The organism is Caulobacter sp. FV2ye17ST, from assembly GCF_058680955.1.
The window spans coordinates 3807700-3826337 of the sequence record NZ_CM178727.1 but is presented as its reverse complement, the minus strand read 5'-3'; the positions used below and the strand labels follow the sequence as shown (position 1 = coordinate 3826337).

The 18638-nt window shown below is 68.8% G+C and carries 18 protein-coding genes and 1 tRNA gene; 7 read left to right on the top strand and 12 right to left on the bottom strand.

Going from position 1 to position 18638, the window contains the following annotated elements:
* Positions 1-158: 158 nt before the first annotated feature.
* Entirely contained in the window at positions 159-3059 is a 2901-nt protein-coding gene (gene polA / locus ACW17V_RS18340; RefSeq protein ID WP_492108829.1) for a DNA polymerase I, read from the top strand.
* A gap of 208 nt (positions 3060-3267) precedes the next feature.
* On the top strand, positions 3268-5148 hold the full coding sequence (locus ACW17V_RS18335; RefSeq protein WP_492106477.1) for a methyl-accepting chemotaxis protein: 1881 nt from the start codon (positions 3268-3270) through the stop codon (positions 5146-5148).
* Between the two features lie 84 nt (positions 5149-5232).
* On the opposite strand, the gene ACW17V_RS18330 is transcribed toward ACW17V_RS18335, so the two are convergent.
* The 4 genes from ACW17V_RS18330 to ACW17V_RS18315 all read right to left on the bottom strand — a co-directional run bounded on the left by ACW17V_RS18330 (position 5233) and on the right by ACW17V_RS18315 (position 7474).
* The gene (locus tag ACW17V_RS18330; RefSeq protein ID WP_492106476.1) at positions 5233-5505 is read right to left on the bottom strand and encodes a hypothetical protein; all 273 of its coding nucleotides are present in this window, start codon (positions 5503-5505) and stop codon (positions 5233-5235) included.
* Between the two features lie 148 nt (positions 5506-5653).
* Positions 5654-6802, bottom strand: a complete 1149-nt coding sequence (locus tag ACW17V_RS18325) for a carbohydrate porin (RefSeq protein WP_492106475.1) — start codon at positions 6800-6802, stop codon at positions 5654-5656.
* 255 nt (positions 6803-7057) lie between these two features.
* A complete protein-coding gene (locus ACW17V_RS18320) occupies positions 7058-7267 on the bottom strand; it encodes a hypothetical protein (protein WP_492106474.1) in 210 nt (69 codons plus the stop codon).
* Positions 7268-7398: 131 nt separating this feature from the next.
* Positions 7399-7474 (bottom strand) — tRNA-Ala (locus tag ACW17V_RS18315).
* Positions 7475-7587: 113 nt separating this feature from the next.
* On the opposite strand from ACW17V_RS18315, the gene ACW17V_RS18310 reads away from it, so the two are divergent.
* The 3 genes from ACW17V_RS18310 to ACW17V_RS18300 all read left to right on the top strand — a co-directional run bounded on the left by ACW17V_RS18310 (position 7588) and on the right by ACW17V_RS18300 (position 10137).
* Complete coding sequence (locus ACW17V_RS18310; RefSeq protein ID WP_492106473.1) at positions 7588-7902, top strand: YggT family protein; 315 nt, start codon at positions 7588-7590, stop codon at positions 7900-7902.
* A gap of 3 nt (positions 7903-7905) precedes the next feature.
* A complete protein-coding gene (locus ACW17V_RS18305; RefSeq protein ID WP_492106472.1) occupies positions 7906-8184 on the top strand; it encodes a DUF167 family protein in 279 nt (92 codons plus the stop codon).
* A gap of 243 nt (positions 8185-8427) precedes the next feature.
* Positions 8428-10137, top strand: a complete 1710-nt coding sequence (locus ACW17V_RS18300) for an ATP-binding protein (RefSeq protein WP_492106471.1) — start codon at positions 8428-8430, stop codon at positions 10135-10137.
* Here the strand turns inward: ACW17V_RS18300 and ACW17V_RS18295 are convergent.
* The 3 genes from ACW17V_RS18295 to ACW17V_RS18285 form a co-directional block, all read right to left on the bottom strand.
* Entirely contained in the window at positions 10086-10502 is a 417-nt protein-coding gene (locus tag ACW17V_RS18295) for a very short patch repair endonuclease (RefSeq protein ID WP_492108828.1), read from the bottom strand. The genes ACW17V_RS18300 and ACW17V_RS18295 overlap by 52 nt on opposite strands.
* A gap of 83 nt (positions 10503-10585) precedes the next feature.
* Entirely contained in the window at positions 10586-11572 is a 987-nt protein-coding gene (gene cysK, locus ACW17V_RS18290) for a cysteine synthase A (RefSeq protein ID WP_492106470.1), read from the bottom strand.
* Positions 11573-11640: 68 nt separating this feature from the next.
* A complete protein-coding gene (locus ACW17V_RS18285; protein ID WP_492106469.1) occupies positions 11641-12765 on the bottom strand; it encodes a DNA cytosine methyltransferase in 1125 nt (374 codons plus the stop codon).
* 47 nt (positions 12766-12812) lie between these two features.
* Here ACW17V_RS18285 and ACW17V_RS18280 point away from each other — a divergent pair, with 47 nt between their 5' ends.
* Positions 12813-13265, top strand: coding sequence for a COG3650 family protein (locus ACW17V_RS18280; RefSeq protein WP_492106468.1), 453 nt, complete (start codon positions 12813-12815; stop codon positions 13263-13265).
* Here the strand turns inward: ACW17V_RS18280 and ACW17V_RS18275 are convergent.
* A complete protein-coding gene (locus ACW17V_RS18275; protein WP_492106467.1) occupies positions 13262-13396 on the bottom strand; it encodes a hypothetical protein in 135 nt (44 codons plus the stop codon). The two genes, ACW17V_RS18280 and ACW17V_RS18275, sit on opposite strands and share 4 nt — an antisense overlap.
* A 194-nt stretch (positions 13397-13590) precedes the next feature.
* Complete coding sequence (locus ACW17V_RS18270) at positions 13591-14778, bottom strand: acetyl-CoA C-acyltransferase (protein WP_492106466.1); 1188 nt, start codon at positions 14776-14778, stop codon at positions 13591-13593.
* 156 nt (positions 14779-14934) lie between these two features.
* Between ACW17V_RS18270 and ACW17V_RS18265 the strand changes: the two genes are divergently transcribed.
* Positions 14935-16680, top strand: a complete 1746-nt coding sequence (locus ACW17V_RS18265; RefSeq protein WP_492106465.1) for an N-acyl-D-amino-acid deacylase family protein — start codon at positions 14935-14937, stop codon at positions 16678-16680.
* Position 16681: 1 nt separating this feature from the next.
* On the opposite strand, the gene ACW17V_RS18260 is transcribed toward ACW17V_RS18265, so the two are convergent.
* Genes ACW17V_RS18260 through ACW17V_RS18250 form a run of 3 tightly spaced genes read right to left on the bottom strand, consistent with a single transcriptional unit; the run spans position 16682 to position 18584 of the window.
* A complete protein-coding gene (locus ACW17V_RS18260; RefSeq protein WP_492106464.1) occupies positions 16682-17113 on the bottom strand; it encodes a DUF1330 domain-containing protein in 432 nt (143 codons plus the stop codon).
* A 14-nt stretch (positions 17114-17127) separates the two neighbouring features.
* Positions 17128-17826, bottom strand: coding sequence for a TPM domain-containing protein (locus tag ACW17V_RS18255; RefSeq protein ID WP_492106463.1), 699 nt, complete (start codon positions 17824-17826; stop codon positions 17128-17130).
* A complete protein-coding gene (locus ACW17V_RS18250) occupies positions 17826-18584 on the bottom strand; it encodes a TPM domain-containing protein (RefSeq protein WP_492106462.1) in 759 nt (252 codons plus the stop codon). Before ACW17V_RS18250 ends, ACW17V_RS18255 begins: the two co-directional genes overlap by 1 nt.
* Positions 18585-18638 lie beyond the last annotated feature (54 nt).

Genomic DNA, 18638 nt, shown 5'->3' with positions numbered 1-18638 from the left:
GGAAAACTCCCCGCGACCATCGCCACCCCCCAACGCCGACGATGGTGGCCCACAGCCCTGGGTAGACGCTAACCTAGGGTCGAGCGACTTGCCAATGGGTGTCGATGGAGATGGCGCCAAGCCTTCCCGCCGCCCGGTCGCCAGCCTATGTTCCGGCCATGACCGACACCGCCGCGCCCGCCGATTCCGCCCCCGCCTCGACCCTCACCCAGGATGGGCCGGCGATCCGCCTGTTCCTGGTCGACGGCTCGGCCTATCTGTTCCGCGCCTATCACGCCCTGCCGCCCCTGACCCGCAAGAGCGACGGCCTGCCGGTGGGGGCGGTGCAGGGCTTCTGCAACATGCTGTGGAAGCTGTTGCGCGACATGCAGGGCGATACGCCGACCCACCTGGCGGTGATCTGGGACCACTCGGAAAAGACCTTCCGCAACAAACTCTACGACAAGTACAAGGCTCATCGCCCGCCGCCGCCCGAGGATCTGATCCCGCAGTTTCCGCTGGTGCGCGAGGCGACCCTGGCGTTCGGCGTGCCGGCCATCGAGCTGCCCGGCTACGAGGCCGACGACCTGATCGCCGCCTATGCCTGCCGGGTGCGCGAACTCGGCGGCGAGACGGTGATCGTCTCGTCCGACAAGGACCTGATGCAGCTGGTCGGCGACGGCGTGTCGATGTTCGACCCGATGAAGGGCCTGCGCATCGACCGCGAGCAGGTGTTCGAGAAGTTCGGCGTGTACCCGGAAAAGGTGGTCGACGTTCAGGCCCTGTGCGGCGACAGCGTCGATAATGTGCCCGGCGCCCCCGGCATCGGCATCAAGACCGCCGCCCAGCTGATCAACGAATATGGCGACCTCGACACGCTGCTCGAGCGGGCCGGCGAGATCAAGCAGCCCAAGCGCCGCGAGACGCTGATCGAATATGCCGACCAGATCCGCCTGTCGCGGGCCCTGGTGCAGCTGGACTGCGACACGCCGCTGCCAGAACCGATCAACGACCTGACCGTGCGCGAGCCCGACAAGGCGGTGCTGGCCGACTTCCTGGAGCTGATGGAGTTCCGCTCCCTGGCCCGCCGGGTGGGCGACGGCAACGCCTCGGCCGCGCCGCGCAGCCTGGACCATCCCGCTGGCGCCGCGCCGAGCGCGCCGGTGACGACGGTGTCCTATGCGGGGGCCGCAGCCCGCGCCGCCGCCGCGCCCGTCGCCGAGCCGGCGACCATCGATCACGCCGCCTATGTGCGCATCCAGGATCTCGAGACCCTGAACGCCTGGGTCGCCCGGGCCACGGCCAAGGGGATCGTGGCTTTCGACACCGAGACCGACGCCCTGGGCTCGGCCACGGCTGGTCTGTGCGGGGTGTCGCTGGCGATCAATCCGGGCGAGGCCTGCTACATCCCGGTCGGCCACTGCGAAAAGGACGGCCTGGCGCTGGAAGCGGCCGCCGACCTGGTGCAGATCCCGCTGGAGGCGGCGATGGCGGCCCTGAAGCCGCTGCTGGAAGACCCGGCGGTGCTGAAGATCGCCCAGAACGCCAAGTACGACATCGCCGTGCTGGCCCGTTATGGCATCGACGTCGCGCCGATCGAAGACACCATGCTGATCAGCTATGTGCTGGAGGCCGGCCTCCACGGTCACGGCATGGACGAGCTGTCGGAGCTGTGGCTGGGCCACAAGCCGATCCCGTTCAAGCAGGTGGCCGGGACGGGCAAGGCCCAGATCAGCTTCAAGCATGTGGGCCTGACCGAGGCCACGGCCTATGCCGCCGAGGACGCCGACGTCACCCTGCGGCTCTACAATGTGCTCAAGCCGCGCCTGGCCCGCGAAGGGCTTCTGACGGTCTATGAGACGCTTGAGCGCCCCCTGCCGCCGGTGCTGGCGGCGATGGAGAACGAAGGCATTCGGGTCGATCCCGACACCCTGCGCCGGCTGTCCAACGAGTTCTCGATGCGGATGGCCGAGTTCGAGGCCAAGGCCCAGGCGCTGGTCGGTCGTCCGTTCAACCTGGGCAGCCCCAAGCAGATCGGCGACGTGCTGTTTGGCGAGATGGCGCTGAAGGGCGGCAAGAAGACCGCCACCGGCCAGTGGTCGACCGACAGCGACGTGTTGGAGAGCCTGGCCCTGGAGCACGAGCTGCCGCGCGTGCTGCTGGACTGGCGCCAGCTGTCCAAGCTGAAGGGCACCTATACCGACAACCTGATCGCGGCCATCGCGCCGGGCAGCGAGAACCGCATCCATACGTCCTATGCTCTGGCGGCGACGACGACGGGGCGGCTGTCGTCGTCGGATCCGAACCTGCAGAACATCCCGATCCGCACCGAGGAAGGCCGCAAGATCCGCAAGGCCTTCGTGGCCGCGCCGGGCAAGCTGCTGATCAGCGCCGACTACAGCCAGATCGAGCTGCGCCTGCTGGCCCATATCGGCGACATCCCCCAGCTGAAGAAGGCTTTCCAGGAGGGGCTGGACATCCACGCCATGACCGCCTCGGAAATGTTCGGCGTGCCGATCGAGGGCATGCCCAGCGAGGTGCGCCGCCGGGCCAAGGCGATCAATTTCGGCATCGTCTATGGCATTTCCGCCTTTGGCCTCGCCAACCAGCTGGGCATCGGCCAGGGCGAGGCCGGGGCCTATATCAAGACCTATTTCGAGCGCTTCCCCGGCATCCAGGCCTATATGGACGCCACCAAGGCCTTCGTGCGCGAGCATGGTTATGTGACCACGATCTTCGGCCGCAAGATCAACATCCCCGACATCCACGCCAAGTCGGCGGCCCAGCGGCAGTTCTCCGAGCGGGCGGCGATCAACGCGCCGATCCAGGGGGCGGCGGCCGATGTCATGCGCCGGGCGATGATCCGCATGCCGGACGCGCTGGTCGAGGCCGGCCTGTCGGCCAGCGTGCTGTTGCAGGTGCACGATGAACTGGTCTTCGAAGCCCCCGAAGCCGAGGCCGAGGCCACCTGCGCCGTGGCGCGAAGGGTGATGGAAGGCGCCGCCGAGCCGGCCGTGGCGATCTCCGTGCCGCTGACGGTGGAGGCCCGCGCCGCGCTCAACTGGGACGAGGCCCACTGATCAAGAAACGGGCAGAATTGTCGTATGTGCGACATTACGCCGCGTCACGGTTAATGCCGTGGAAACGGGTTGAGGCTCAGAGCTAGGGGTGGCGCAAAGCCTCGGAGCACGGGTTTAGACCTTGTGATGGTTGAGGTTTCAGAGCGCGTTCATTGAACTCTGGAGAGCGGCTGTGTCGTTCGGCAACCTCAAAATCCCCCATAAGCTGATGGCCGTTTTTGCCGTCATGCTGACCACGATCATGCTCATGGGCGGGGCGCTTTATGCCAACAAGCTGAGCTACGAGCGCTCGGTGGCGCGCACCGAGGTGGCCTTCGAGTCGCTTCGCGCCGCCGACACCGCGGCCTTCCGCCTGACCCGCCAGGAGAACTCGCTGCGCGGTTTCCTGCTGTCGGGCGACCAGTATTACGTCCAGCGCCTGGAAGAGGCCCACAAGCCCAAGTTCCTGGCCGCTCTGGAAAAGCTGAAGACCCTGGCCAAGGGCGACAAGGACGATCTGGCCCGCATCGCCACGGTCGAGGCCGCCTACGCCAACTTCCGCCAGCAGGCCATCGAGCCGGGCGAGGCGCTGGGCGCCGATCCGCTCACCCGTCCGCAGGCCGTGGACCTGGTGCGCAATGACGGCGTCGCCGACAAGGCCGTCGGGCCCGTCGAGGACGGCATCGAGGCCATCGTCAAGAATTTCGAGGCCGTTCTGGCCACCGAAGCCGCCGCCCAGAAGAGGGCGTCCGCCGCCTCGACCCTGACCCTGGCCATCGGCATCCTGATCACCGCGGCGATCGCGGTGGTGGGCGGGCTGATGCTGTCGAGCGGCATCGCGGGTCCGGTCGCGGCCATGACCGCCGCCATGCGCAGGCTGGCTTCGGGTGATCATACGATCGAGGTGCCGGCCTCTGGCCGCAAGGACGAGATCGGCCAGATGGCCGCCGCCGTCACCCACTTCAAGGAAGCCGCGCTCGAGAAGATCCGCCTTGAGGCCGACGCCGCCCATCAACGCCAGGCCGTCGAGGCTGAACGCGCCGCCAACGAGGACGAAAAGAGTGAAGTGGCCCGCAGCGACGCGGCCAATTTCGCCGCCCTCAACGAGGCCCTGGATCACCTGGCCTCGGGCGACCTGACGCACCGCATCACCGTGCCGTTCTCGCCCAAGGCCGAAGGTCTGAAGGCCAATTTCAACGCCGCCGCCGAACGCGTGCTGGACGCCATGAAGGCGATCACCGCCACCACCGACGGCGTCAGCTCCGGCGCCGACGAAATCGCCCGGGCCTCGGACGACCTGTCGCGTCGCACCGAGCAGCAGGCCGCCAGCCTGGAAGAGACCGCCGCGGCTCTCGACGAGATCACCGCCACGGTCCGCCGGACCGCCTCGGGCGCCAAGGAAGCCTCGCAGGTCGTGGCCAACGCCCGCACCGACGCCCAGCGCTCGGGCGAGATCGTCAGCCAGGCCGTCGCGGCCATGACCGAGATCGAGGGGTCCTCGCAGAAGGTCGGTAACATCATCGGCGTGATCGACGAGATCGCCTTCCAGACCAACCTGCTGGCCCTGAACGCCGGCGTCGAAGCGGCGCGCGCCGGCGAGGCCGGTCGTGGCTTCGCGGTCGTCGCCCAGGAAGTGCGGGCGCTCGCCCAACGCTCGGCCGACGCCGCCAAGGAGATCAAGGTTCTGATCTCGACCTCGACCCAGCAGGTCGGCACGGGCGTCAGCCTGGTCGGCCAGACGGGTGAGGCCCTGCAGCGCATCGTCACCCAGGTCGCCTCGATCGACGCCCTGGTCAACGAGATCGCCGCCTCGGCCACCGAGCAGTCCACGGGTCTGCACGAGGTCAATCAGGCCGTGAACCAGATGGACCAGGTCGTTCAGCAGAACGCCGCCATGGTCGAACAGGCCACCGCCGCCACCCACTCGCTGAAGGGCGAGGCCAGCGAACTGGCCCGCCTGGTCGCCCGCTTCAAGGTGTCCGCTGGCGAAGCGGCGCAGGAGGCGCCCCGCGCCGCCGCGCCGCCGCCGCGCGCGCGCGCGCAGACCGCCGTCCGCCCGGGCCGCGCCGCCACCAATGCGGCGGTCAAGGAAGACTGGGAAGAGTTCTGATCCTGTCCCGCTGGCGGAACCAGAACAGACGGGCTCTCCGGGCGACCGGGGAGCCCGCTTTCGTTTGGGAGGAAGCTGTCGCGCCTAGGCGTCCGGCTCTCGTGTCTTGGTCAGGGCTTCAAGCGCCGCGTTCGGGCTGCGCCCTGCCGCTATCCACGGCGGGGGAGCGGACCAGAAAGCGCAGGCCTCGATGTCTCCGCCGCTCGGACCCGCCTTCAGGACCCAGGCCGCGCGCGCCCGACCATCACAGTCGAGGTCTGCATTGGCGATGGCCAGCCACTCCCCTCGGCTGTAGGTCCCGTGATATCGATCTTGCACGATGGTAATTGGCCATGCGGAGAGGTTGAGCTCGGTCATGATCACCTCCGTGCCTTGGGTGGCAACTGATGCTTCGCCGAGACTACGCGAGAACCCAACCCTAGATCTATCGAGTTTGTCGCCAAGTCAGCACTGCTCACTCACTCCGGCCGGGTCAGCGATGGAGGGCGCCGGATAGCGCCGGCCGCTAGAACCCGACGCTGACCCTGAGAGCCGCGATGACCGCGTGGCCGATGGCCCCATCGCCGGCCGGGTTGATCACATATTGCAGGTCGGGCTGCAGGGTGACCGGGCCGAAGGTGTCGGCATAGGTCAGTTCCAGGGCCGATTCCGAGCGTCGCAGGGGTGCGCCGGCGTCGACGGCGTTGGCGCGAGCCTTGGAGCCGAACCAGGCCTGGTTGGCGCCGAACGACAGGGCGCTGTCGGGGCGGCTTTCAAAGACCTGGCGGACCAGGATCCCGGCCTGCCAGCCGCCCGAGAAGTCGGTGGTGTCGCCATCCGACAGGCCCAGGCGCGCGAAGGCGGTCGCGCGGCGCGGGCCCTCGACGCGCGCGTCCAGCGGATGCTCGGCCAGCAGATAGGCGCCCTGGGCGTTGCGATGCGCCGGTCCGCCGGAGGGGGCCAGGTCGCGGATATCGTCCTGCTTCTGGCTATAGCGCCAGGCGCCGACCGCCAGCTTGCCAGAGCCCGTCCAGCCCGCCTCGGCGACCAGCAGCGCGCCGTTATGGAACGAGGTGTCGATCCCGTCAGGGTCGCCCAGCACGCCGGCCTCGGCGTTGAGCACGGCGGCCTGGAGGTAGAGATCCTCGCGCGGCGCCCATTTCAGGCGGACGGCCAGGGCGGTCGAGGGAAAGATCGATGGCCCGTTGGGGCCGGTGGCGGCCAGTTCCGAGCCGATGCCGAAGGCCGGGGCGATCAGCAGGCCGGCGCTGTCATTGGCGTAGAATTCGCTGTTGAGGTCATAGAGGCCGACCAGCACCGAGGCGCTGTCGCCGGCGAAGCTCTGCTGCGCCCAGGCCTCGAACAGGCGGGCGCGCTGGCGCGAGACCTCGATATTGTCGACGCCCTGGGCCGTGCCGGCGTCGTCATTGGGCATGCCGCCGCTGTTGTTGAGCAGCAGCACATGGGCGACGCCGCCGCGCCAGCCGAAGGCCTTTTCCAGATCGAGGTCGAGGCCCAGTTCCAGATTGTCGAGAAACCGGCCGCGCCTCGAGATGCCGCCGTCGACGACGCCGGTGACGTCGGCGGTATAGCCCAGGCTCAGGTCCAGAGCCGAAGATCTGGCGTCGTCGGCCAGGGCCATGCTGGAAGAGCCAAGAACAGAGGCGACGGCCATAAGGCCGATCCTGAGCGCCCGGCCGCGCCCGGCAATCCTATTCCTGAACTGTGCCTTCATCGGTCCACCCCGGCGCGTCAAAAGTCTCCTCAACGCTTGGGTGAGGATCGCGCGGGACGGCGGATATCCCGTTAACTGGCCCCGGCGGAAGCCTGCGGCGAGTCGTCGCGGGTGTCGCGTGGCCGCCCCTGCGTCAGTATGACGCTACGACAGGCCGGCAGGGCATGAACATGTTCTGCAGGGGCGGGAAGCGGGCTAGCATTGCGCCTGACGTTCCTGGTCATCGTCGCGCGAAATCACCGCGACCTGCTGGTCGTCGTCAAACAGCTCGGCGCGTATGGCCGCGCGGTGGTCGTTCAGCATGCGCAGGCAGCGCGCCCGGGCCTCGCCCAGGGAGGCGCAGTTCAGGGCCTCCATGTGAGGCACATCCGAACCGCGCGAATAGATGTAGCAAAAATAGATCATGCAGCCCCCGGCGCCCGACCCCGGATCGGGAAACGGCGAGCCTGACCATAACCGCTACCGGAGGCGCGATCCGCCGGGTTGCCGACATAGCGCTGCGGAAGCGGTCGACGGAGTCTGTGCAGGGAGGTCCTTGGTGGAGCCGAGGGGAATCGAACCCCTGACCTCCTCATTGCGAACGAGGCGCTCTACCATCTGAGCTACGGCCCCAAGGAAGCGCGGGAATAAGGCGGGGCGGGGCCCGCGTCAAGCGGCGGAATTCGGCTTTGCTTGCCAGCGGGCGCGAGGCGCGGCAAGAAGCGGAGGACTCGGACAGGAAACCCATGGCCGCCATTATCACCTTCGTCTTCTTCATCGCTTCGGCGCTGCTCGGCCTGCTGTGGTGGGCCATCATCATCTCGGCCGTTCTCAGCTGGCTGGTGGCGTTCGATGTGATCAACCTGCGCAACCGCGCCGTCTATCAGATCAGCACGTTCCTGGACCGGGTGACCGGCCCGGTGCTGCGGCCGTTCCAGCGGATCATTCCGCCGCTGGGCGGGGTGGATATCAGCGCGATCATCGTCCTGCTGCTGATCACCGGCGTCAAAGACATCCTGTTGCCGTCGCTGAAGTTCAGCCTGATCAACCTGCTGGGCTGATCCATGCTGCTGGCCGTCCGCCTGACGCCGCGCGGCGGGCGCGACGGGGCTGACGGTTGGGCTGTGGACGCCGACGGCCGGCCCTATCTGAAGGTGCGCGTGACCAGCGCCCCGGTCGAGGGGGAGGCCAACGCCGCCCTGATCGGCTTTATCGCCAAGAGCCTGCGCATCCCCAAATCCGCCGTCCGACTGGCGGCGGGCGCGACCGCGCGTCTCAAACGGCTGGAGATCGACGGTGTCGAGGCGGCGGATCTCGAGCGCATCTTCGGGCCCCGCCCCTGACAGGCCGGAACTGGCGCGGGTCGCGTCACTGGGGTAAAATTTGCCTCAGGAGAATCTCGGAGGGGCCGTGTTCGCCACGAAAATTGCGGGCGCCCCATGGAAATGTCGATAACTCGGCCATTGACGGGGCGCTGGTGCTTCACGTCATCTTAGGTTTCGGCGCTGAGACTGGCCCGTAGCATAACGTATGCGTCAAGCCGGGGGGATGAGGCGTCGATGGGGGTGAGCGAAACGCCGAGAGATATGGCGCGCGCCGCGGCCTCGCGACGCGCCAACATCTATCTGCGCCTGTTCGCGACGCTGACCATCTCGGTCATCCTTTACGTCTTCGTCGACATGAAGTGGGCCTGGATCTGGGCCGGGCTCTATCTGACGGCTCTGGCGATCGAGTTCTGGGTGACCCGCCCGGTCGTGGCCGCTCCCGAGGCCCAGCCCCCACGCTGGCGGCGCGTGACGCTGACGGTGTTGCCTTTTGTCACTGCGGCCATCTTCGGCTTCCTGGCCCTGCCGCTGTTTGCCTCGCACCAGCGGTTCGCTCCCACCCTGGGCGGCATGCTGCTGGCGGGCGCGTTGCTGAATGTCATCGTCATCAATGCCGGCCAGAGGTCGGCGACCCTGTGGGCCGCAGCGCCGCATATCGTGTACCTGCTGATCGTGCCGCTGGTGGCCCGGGCGGCCAACCCCGACGCGCCCCTGGCCAACGCCCTGTGGCTGGGCGCGGTGCTGCTCATCGCCTCGGTCACCGTGGCCAGCCGCACCCTTGGCGGCGCCCTGAAGGCCGAGGCCGACGCCAAGGAAGAGGCCGAGCGCCGCCGCTATGAAGCCGAGGAGGCCGTGTCCGCCAAGTCGGCCTTCGTGGCGATGATCAGCCACGAATTGCGCACCCCGATCAGCGCCATCCTGGCCGGCGCGGCGCGCCTGCACAGCGAGGTCCCGGAGGCCAGTTCCAAGATCCACGCCCAGCTGATCACCGACGCCGGCGGCATGATGCGGGCCCTGCTCAACGACCTGCTGGACTTCTCGCGTCTGGAGGCCGGCCGCATGGCGGTCGAAAAGACGACGTTCAACCTGCGCCAGACCCTGGCGGACAGCCTGCGGCTGTGGCGGCCCGAAGCGGCCAAGAAGGGCCTTCGCCTGCACGTCGAGGGCGCCGCGACCCTGCCCCGGTGGGTGGCGGGTGATGCGCTGCGCCTGCGCCAGGTGCTCAACAACCTGCTCTCGAACGCCATCAAGTTCACCGATCGGGGCGCCATCGCGGTGCGCTTCGACAGTCTGGCGACGGGCGTCGAGCGGCGCCTGACGATTACGATCACCGACACCGGGTCAGGCATTTCCCCGGCCAACTTGGCGCGGCTGTTCACGCCGTTCGAGCAACTGAGCACCAGCGTGGTTCGCCAGCATGGCGGGTCGGGCCTGGGGCTGGTGATCAGCCGTGAACTGGCCCGCCTGATGGGCGGCGATCTGGCGGTCAGCAGCGTGGAGGGCCAGGGCGCGACCTTCACCCTGACCCTGGTGGTCGAGGCCGCCGAGGCGCCGAAGGTCGAGGAGATCGGTCCGTCCATCGCCGGCGCGCGGGTGCTGGTGGTCGATGATCACGTGGTCAACCGCCGGGCCATCGAACTGGTGCTGCAGCCCTTCGGCGTCGAGGCCACCCTGGCCGAGTCCGGCGAGCAGGCCCTGGAGCTGCTGGGAACCGAGATCTTCGACGCGGTGCTGATGGATGTCTACATGCCCGGCATGGACGGTCGCGAAGCCACCCGCATCCTGCGGTCCGGCGCGGGCCCCAATCGCGACACCCCGGTGGTCGCCGTCACCGCTTCGGCCACGCCCAAGGACTGGGAAGCGTGCTTCGCCGCGGGCATGAGCGCCCACGTGGCCAAGCCGATCGATCCCCTTGAGCTCTATACGGCGCTCAACCGGGTGCTGACCGGCGGCGTCCGCGTGGCGGCCTGATCCAGGGTCTGGACCAGCCGGGCCTTCAGCGCCCCGGCGTCCTTCATCTCGCATTCCCAGATCGTTTCGACACGCCAGCCGGCCGCTTCCAGCGCTTCGGCGGAGGCGGCGTCGCGGGTCCTGTTGCGGGCCACCTTGGCCAGCCAGTAGTCGCGGTTGGCCTTGGGCACGCGCGCGCCCCGGGCGCAGTCATGGCCGTGCCAGAAACAGCCGTGGACGAAGAAGGCCAGCCTCCGGCCCGGCATGACGAGGTCGGGCTTGCCCGGCAGGTCCTTGCGATGCAGGCGGTAGCGGGCGCCCAGGGCGGTGAGGGTCTTGCGCAGCAGCAGTTCGGGCTTGGTGTCCTGGCTCTTGACCAGGGCCATCACCGCCGAGCGCTTGGCCTTGTCATAGACATCGGTGGTCACGGCGCCGCCTCGCTGTCGCGCAAGGCGACGCCGCCCAAGGTCTACAGCCCGTCGAACAGGGCCGTGGACAGATAGCGTTCGGCGAAGCTGGGGATGATGGCCACGATCAGCTTGCCGGCGTAGTCGTCGCGCAGAGCCAGGTCGAAGGCGGCGGTCAGGGCCGCGCCCGAGCTGATGCCGACCGGCAGGCCCTCGACGGCCGCCGAGCGGCGGGCCATGGCGAAGGCGTCGTCATTGCTGACCTGGACGATCTCGTCGATCACGCCGCGATCCAGGATCCCCGGCACGAAGCCGGCGCCGATGCCCTGGATCTTGTGCGGACCGGGCGCGCCGCCCGACAGCACGGCCGAGGCTTCCGGCTCGACGGCCACCATCTTGAGGCCGGGCTTGCGGGCCTTCAGCACCTGGCCGACGCCCGAAATGGTGCCGCCGGTGCCGACGCCCGAGACCACGGCGTCCACCGCGCCGGCGGTGTCGTTCCAGATCTCTTCCGCCGTCGAGACGCGGTGGATCAGCGGGTTGGCGGCGTTTTCGAACTGCTGGGGCATCACCGCGCCGGGCGTGGCCTCGATGATTTCCTGGGCGCGGGCGACGGCGCCGCGCATGCCCTTCTCGGCCGGGGTCAGCTCCAGCTTTGCGCCCAGCAGCAGCAGCATCTTGCGGCGCTCGATCGACATGCTCTCGGGCATGACCAGGATCAGCTTGTAGCCCTTGGCGGCGGCCACGAAGGCGAGCGCGATGCCGGTATTGCCGCTGGTCGGCTCGACGATGGTGTCGCCGGGGGTCAGGACGCCCTGGGCTTCCAGGCTCTCGATCAGCGACACGCCGATGCGGTCTTTCACCGACGACAGCGGATTGAAGAATTCCAGCTTGGCCACGACCTCACCCTTGGGCTGGATCTGCGCCGACAGGCGCGGCAGCCGGATCAGCGGGGTGTCGCCGATGGTGTCGAGGATCGAGTCATAGATCTTGCCGCGCCCGGAACGCTTGTAGCGGGCGGCATCATAGGAGGAGGCGCCATCGGCCATGGGGGTTCTCGCGAAAGGTTGGCGGGTCTAAAGCCACCTTACGGCGTGGGTTTTGGCCTGTCAGCGGGTCATTCGGCGGCAAGGCTTGCAGATTTGCTATCGGTGAGGGGTTCCAGCAGGCGCGCCGCCAGCCAGCGCACCACCGGCGGGGCCACGCCGTCGCCGATCACGTGCAGGCCGGCCGTCTGGCTGCCGGGCAAAGCATAGGTATCGGGCAGGCCCATCAGCCGCGCACCCTCGCGCGGGCCGATCAGGCGCGAGCGCACCTCGCCCCGGTCGATCACCAGCAGGGTCTGGCGCGAGGAGCCGCCGCGTGGCGTCCGCAAGCAGCCCGCCAGACCGTCGAACCGCGCCTCGGCCCGCTGCTGGCCGCCCCGCATGCGCTTGAATACCGCCCCGACGGCGCGCTGGCCGCTCTTGACGTGGGCCTCGACGGCGGCGCGATGGGCCGGCGCCATCAGGGCCAGCAGATTGCGGGTCCGCTCGGGCGAGCTCCAGGTCACGGCGTCATCCGGCTCGAGCACGGCGGAAAGGTCGGTGTTGCGGGCCGGCGGCGCCTCCAGGCCCCACCAGATCCAGCTGGCCTGCAGGGCGTCGGGCAGCCGGGCGTGGGCGGCCCTGACCGCGCGGCTGTGGAACGGGCTGGGTCCGGCCAGGGCGTCAGCCGGCCGGCGGGTGGCGATCACGAAGACGCGCGGCCGCGATTGCGGCGTGAACCGGGCCGCGTCGATCTCCAGCGCCCCGAAGCGATAGCCCTCGTCGGCCAGGGTCTGGCACAGGGCGGTGAAGTCGCGGCCCTCGTGCGAGGTCAGCAGGCCCACCACGTTCTCGACGACGATGGTGTCAGGTCCGCGACCGGCGGCGTTCAGGGCCTGCATCAGCTTCCAGAAGCCGAAGAAGGCGGAGGAGCGTCCGCCGGTCAGGCCCGCGCGGGCTCCGGCCAGACTGAAGTCCTGGCAGGGGCTGGAGGCCCAGGCCAGGTCGGCGGTCGGCAGGGTGTCGGCCTCGATGGCCCAGACGTCACCCTGATGAAAGTGTTCTGAGGCATCGGCGAAATTGGCGCGATAGGCGGCCGCCTTCAGCGGGTCGAAATCATTGGCGAAGGCGCACGACCAGCCGTCTCCCAGCCCGACGCGGGCCATGCCGCCGCCGGCGAAAAATTCAAGGAAGGCGGGAGAGGCGTTTCGAGTCATGCTGGCGGAGTCTAGCCTCAGACGGGCGCCAGGGGATAGTCGCCGCCATGCCACGCACAGCCGCCTTGTCGATCCTGCTCCTGATGCTGGCCGCCTGCGGCGACGCGCCGATGGGCGCTTCGGAAGACCCCGCCGCGCCGGCCGATGCGCCCGCCTCTGCCAGGGCGTCCGACTATGCCGGCGACTTCGACGTCATCGGGACCGAGCCGTTCTGGGCCGTGAAGATCCGCGCCGCCAGCGTCGCCCTGACCCGTCCCGACGCGCCCGAGGTCAGCAACGCCAACCCCGGCGTGCGGATCGATGGCCAGCAGGGCGTGTGGGATTCAAGCGGCGTGGTCGAAGACAAGGGCCGGCTGGTCGTGCGCCTGACCCCCGGTGTCTGCACCGACGGCATGTCGGACCGCGTCTACCGGTTCTATGCCGAGGTCTGGATCGACGGCGAAACCCTGAAGGGCTGCGCCGAGCACACCGCGATCCTGGCGGCCCAGCCGAAGCCTTAGCCGCGCCGAAGTTCGAGCGTCTCGATCGACGAGTGGGTGGGGCGGGGCTTGTTGGCGCCGGGCGTCGGCAGCAGCAGGCCGATCGTGATGGCGAGGATCAGCGCGAAGGCGAAGAAGGCTTTGGCAGCCATGGCGGGTCTCTGGTCTGGCGTCGCACGAATATCGCGCGATGCGCCTTCAGCAACACAAATGGTTGCCAAAGGCCGGGGTTCAAGTGGCGTCCGTGAAAGAATGCCGAAAGTCCCGTCAGGATGCAGAAAGGGCCGGAAACCTGATTGAAGGTTTCCGGCCCTGCTTTGTCAGAAACGACGCGTTTGGGACGTGCCTAGAAGATTTCGAACAGGCCGGCGGCGCCCATGCCGCCGCCGATGCACATGGTCACAACGCCAAGCTTGGCGCCGCGACGCTTGCCTTCCATCAGCAGGTGGCCGGCGCAGCGGGCGCCGGTCATGCCGAAGGGGTGGCCGATGGCGATCGAGCCGCCGTTGACGTTGTACTTTTCCGGATCGATGCCCAGCTTGTCGCGGCTGTAGAGGCACTGCGACGCGAAGGCTTCGTTCAGCTCCCACAGGTCGATGTCGTCGACCTTCAGGCCGTGGCGTTCCAGCAGGCGCGGCACGGCATAGACCGGGCCGATGCCCATCTCGTCCGGCTCGCAGCCGGCGACGGCGAAGCCCTTGAACAGGCCCATCGGCTCCAGGCCGCGGCGCGAGGCTTCCTTGGCGTCCATGATCACCACGGCGGCGGCGCCGTCCGACAGCTGGCTGGCGTTGCCGGCGGTGACGAACTTGCCTTCACCCATGACGGGCTTGAGGCTGGCCAGGCCTTCCAGGGTGGTGTCGGCGCGGTTGCACTCGTCCTTGTCGACCACGTAGTCGACGAAGGTCTCTTCCTTGGTTTCCTTGTTGACCACCTTCATCTTGGTGGCCATCGGGACGATCTCGTCCTTGAACAGGCCGGCGGCCTGGGCGGCGGCGATGCGCTGCTGGCTGCGCAGGGCGTATTCGTCCTGGTATTCGCGGCTGAGGTTATAGCGCTTGGCCACGATGTCGGCGGTGTCGATCATCGCCATCCAGAGGGCCGGATGGGTGCCCATCAGCTTCTCTTCGGTGATGTGGAAGCGGTTCATGTGACCGCCGCCCTGCACCAGCGAGATCGACTCCACGCCGCCGCCGATGGCGACATTGGCGCCGTCGTTGCGCACGTAGTTGGCCGCCGTGGCGATGGCCTGCAGGCCCGACGAGCAGAAGCGGTTGATGGTCTGGCCCGAGACGGTGACCGGCAGGCCGGCCCACATGGCGGCGTTGCGCGCCACGTTCATGCCGGTGGCGCCTTCGGGGCCGCCGCAGCCCAGGGCCACGTCTTCCACTTCAGCCCCTTCGAGACCGGCGCGCGACACGGCGTGCTGGATGGCGTGACCGGCCATGGCCGCGCCGTGCGTGTTGTTGAAACCACCGCGGTTGGACTTGGCCAGACCGGTGCGGGCGTAAGAGACGATGACCGCTTCGCGCATTGGGCGCTTCTCCCCGTTAAACGTTAGTTTGAATTGGCGGCCACCCTAGACTCGGAATTCCGCGCGGGAAAGGTCACGCGAACGTAAAGCGGCTTGACGTTCGCGGCAGGCCAGCGGACGCTGGTTAACAACGATAATATACGGGAGGCGGCGGCCATGGCGGAGCAAGCCTATGATCTGGTGCTGCGCGGCGGCACGGTGCTGGACGGATCCGGCGCGCCCGGCTTCGTCGCCGACGTCGGCGTCCGGCGCGGCCTGATCGCCGCCATCGGGCCAAATCTGGCCCCGGGGCGCGAGGAGATCGACGCCCGAGGACGACTGGTCACCCCCGGCTTTGTCGACATCCACACCCACTATGACGGCCAGGCGACCTGGGACGCGCGCATGACCCCCAGCTCGGGCCATGGCGTGACCACGGTGGTGATGGGCAATTGCGGCGTCGGGTTCGCGCCCTGCAGGCCAGAGGACCGCGACCGGTTGATCCGCCTGATGGAGGGGGTCGAGGACATTCCCTTCCCCGTCCTGACCGAGGGGCTGCCCTGGAACTGGGAAAGCTTTCCCGACTATCTCGATGCGCTGGAGGCGCGGGCCTTCGACGTCGATATCGGCGCCCAGCTGCCGCACGCGGCGCTGCGGGTGTTCGTGATGGGCGAACGCGGGGCCAATCGCGAGCTGGCTACGCCCGCCGACATCGCCGCCATGGCCGCCATCGCCAAACGGGCGGTCGAGGCCGGGGCTCTTGGCTTTTCCACCTCGCGCACCCTCAATCACCGCACCAGCGACGGCCAGCCGACCCCGACCCTGACGGCCGGCGAGGATGAGCTGACCGGCATCGCCATGGGCCTGGCTGCGGCCGGAACGGGCGTGCTGCAGCTGGTCTCTGACTTTTTCCCCGACGGTCTGGCCGAGCTGGCCATGCTGCGCCGGATCGTCGAGCGCTCGGGTCGGCCGCTGTCGTTCTCGCTGGTGCAGAGCCCCAAGTCGCCGGACGGCTGGAAACTGATGCTGGCGGGCCTGCAGGACGCCGCCGACGCGGGCCTGCCGATCAAGGCCCAGGTCTGCGGGCGTCCGGTGGGGGTGCTGTTTGGACTGGAGCTGACGCTCAATCCGTTCAGCCAGAGCGCGGTCTATGCTGAGATCGCCAGGCTGCCCCTGGCCGAGCGCGTCGCCGCCCTTCGCGATCCCGATTTCCGGGCCCGCCTGCTGGCCGAGGAGGGCGATCCGCAGGGCCCCTTCGCCGGCAGCGCCCTGCGCGCCTGGGACAATCTGTTCCCGATGGGCGCGGTTCCCGACTATGAGCCGACCGCCGAGATGACGGTGGCCGCGCGGGCGGCGGCTTCAGGGCGCGATCCGGCGGAAGTCGCCCTGGACGCCCTGCTCGAGAACGACGGTCGGGGCATGCTGTATCACCCGTTCCTGAACTATGCCGGCGGCTCGCTGGACCCCAGCTTCGCCATGCTGAACCACAAGGACACCGTGCCGGGCCTGTCGGACGGCGGGGCGCATGTGGGCATGATCTGCGACGGCAGCTTCCCGACCAGCAACCTGATCCACTGGACCCGCGACCGCACGCGGGGGCCGCGTATCGCGCTGGAAGCCATGGTGGCGATGCAGACCCGCGACACCGCCCGGACGGTCGGCCTGATGGATCGAGGCCTGATCGCGCCGGGCTATCGGGCCGATCTCAATGTCATCGACTATGAGGCGCTGAGCCTGGAGGCGCCCCGCGTCGCCTACGACCTGCCGGCCGGCGGTCGGCGGCTGACCCAGAAGGCCCATGGCTATGTGGCGACCCTCGTCGGCGGTGTCGTGACCTATCGCGACGGCGAGCCCACGGGCGCCCTGCCGGGGCGGCTGGTGCGCGGGGCGCAGTCCGCGCCGATGGCCCTGGCGGCGGAGTAGCCTACTCCCCGAACCCTTCGCCGGGCGTCAGGGGCGACAGCCGGATCAGCCGCGAGTCCTCGACCGCCGCCTGCCGGTGCTTGACCCATTCGCGGTAGTCCGGATCGGTGACCATGGCGAAGAAGGCCCCGGCATTGGGATACTCGGCGATGAAGGCCAGGTCCCAGCGCTCGTCGGTCGGACCGGTCAGGACCAGCTCCGGCTTGCCCGCCCAGATCTGCCGGCCGCCCAGTTTCGCGAAAAGGGCGGCGGTCTCGCGGCCATAGGCCCGATAGGCGTCCAGCCCCGACCGCCCCTTGCCGCGCTCGGGATGATCCACCGGATAGTCGGCGACGGCCTTCAGCCGCACCAGGTTCAGCATCTGGATCGGCGTATCGCGCGGCAGGCCCTTGAAGGCGTCGAACTGCTCGCGGGTCGGATCGATGCTGGACATGGGGCGCTCCGTCTTCAGCCCTTGGGCAGGATGGTCAGGCCGTCGGGCAGTTCGTTGGTGTCGGCCTGGCGCACCGGCACATGGCTGGACAGGATCTCGCCCACCCGGGTGACGGCGGTGACGAAGCCGTCGGCGATCTTGCCCTGTTTCATACCGGCCACGAGGTCGGCGACCACATCGTCCCAGACCGCGTTGGGCGCGGCCTTGTAGATGCCTTCGTCGGCGATGACCTCGACGCGGTGCTCGGCCAGGGCGGCGAAGATCAGCACCCCAGTCCGGTCGCGGGTCAGGTGCAGGCCGTGGCTCATGAACTGCTCCATGGCCGCGCGCTTGACCGCCGCCGTCTTCAGCGCGCCGGGCGTCAGGGCGCGGCGGACCGGCGGGATCGAGACCAGCAGAGCGCAGACGATGAAGATCGCCGCCTGCAGGCCGATATAGATCGACAGGGCCGACAGGATGGCCGCGTCGGTGGCCGAGGCGTGGCCGACGGTCCAGCCGCCAAACAGCCGGGTCAGCATGTCGGGCCGCAGTCCGGCCAGCAGGCCGCCGGCCGGCAGGATCAGGGCGGCCGCCGCCGCCCAGACCAGCGGGGTCTCGCGATAGTCGGAAACCTCGGGCGCCAGCACGCAGAAGATCTCGCCGGCGGTGGTGCGCTCGGCGGCCGCGACGGCTTCCGCGATGCGGGCCTGGTCCTCAGGGGTCATCTTGCGCATCACCAGCTCCCTGAACTTCCGCCGCCGCCGAACGAGCCGCCGCCGCCGGAGAATCCGCCACCGCCGCCAAAGCCTCCGCCACCGCCGCGACCACTGCCGCCGCCGCTGGTCAGGGCGTTGAGGATGATCCAGGGCAGGGCCGAGCCCAGGCCGCTTCGCCGTCCGCGCCGTCCCGGCAGCAGGCGGGTGATCAGGAAGAACACGAACAGGCCGATCAGCAGCGCGGCGATCGGGGAAAAGCCCGAGGCCGAGCCCGAGCGTTCGGGCTGCGCCGCCCTGGCGACATTGGCCCTGGCCTCGTCGTCGGGCAGGGACAGCTGCGTCAGCAACTCATCGGTCCCGGCCACGACGCCCCCCGGCAGGTCGCCGGCCTTGAATTTGGGGATGATGGCGCTCTGGATGATGACGCTGGACAGGGCGTCGGTCAGCACCGGCTCCAGGCCATAGCCGACCTCGATGCGCACCTTCTTTTCGGTGGGGGCGACCAGCAGGATGACGCCGTCATCCCGGTCCTTGTCGCCAAGGCCCCAGGTGCGGCCCAGCTGGTAGCCATAGTCCTCGATCTCGTAGCCCTGCAGGCTGGGCACGGTGACCACCACCAGCTGACGGCCGGTGGAGTCTTCCAGGGCCTTCAGCTTGCCCGTCAGCTCGCTCTCGACCTGGGGCGAGAGGATATTGGCCTCGTCGACCACCCGGCCGCTCAGCGGCGGAAACTTCGGCGCGGCGAAGGCGGGAAGGGCCAGGGAGAGGCAGAGCATGGCCAGCAGGGCCGCCGCCCAACCCCTCCCCCGCGCGCGGGGGAGGAGAGAGAG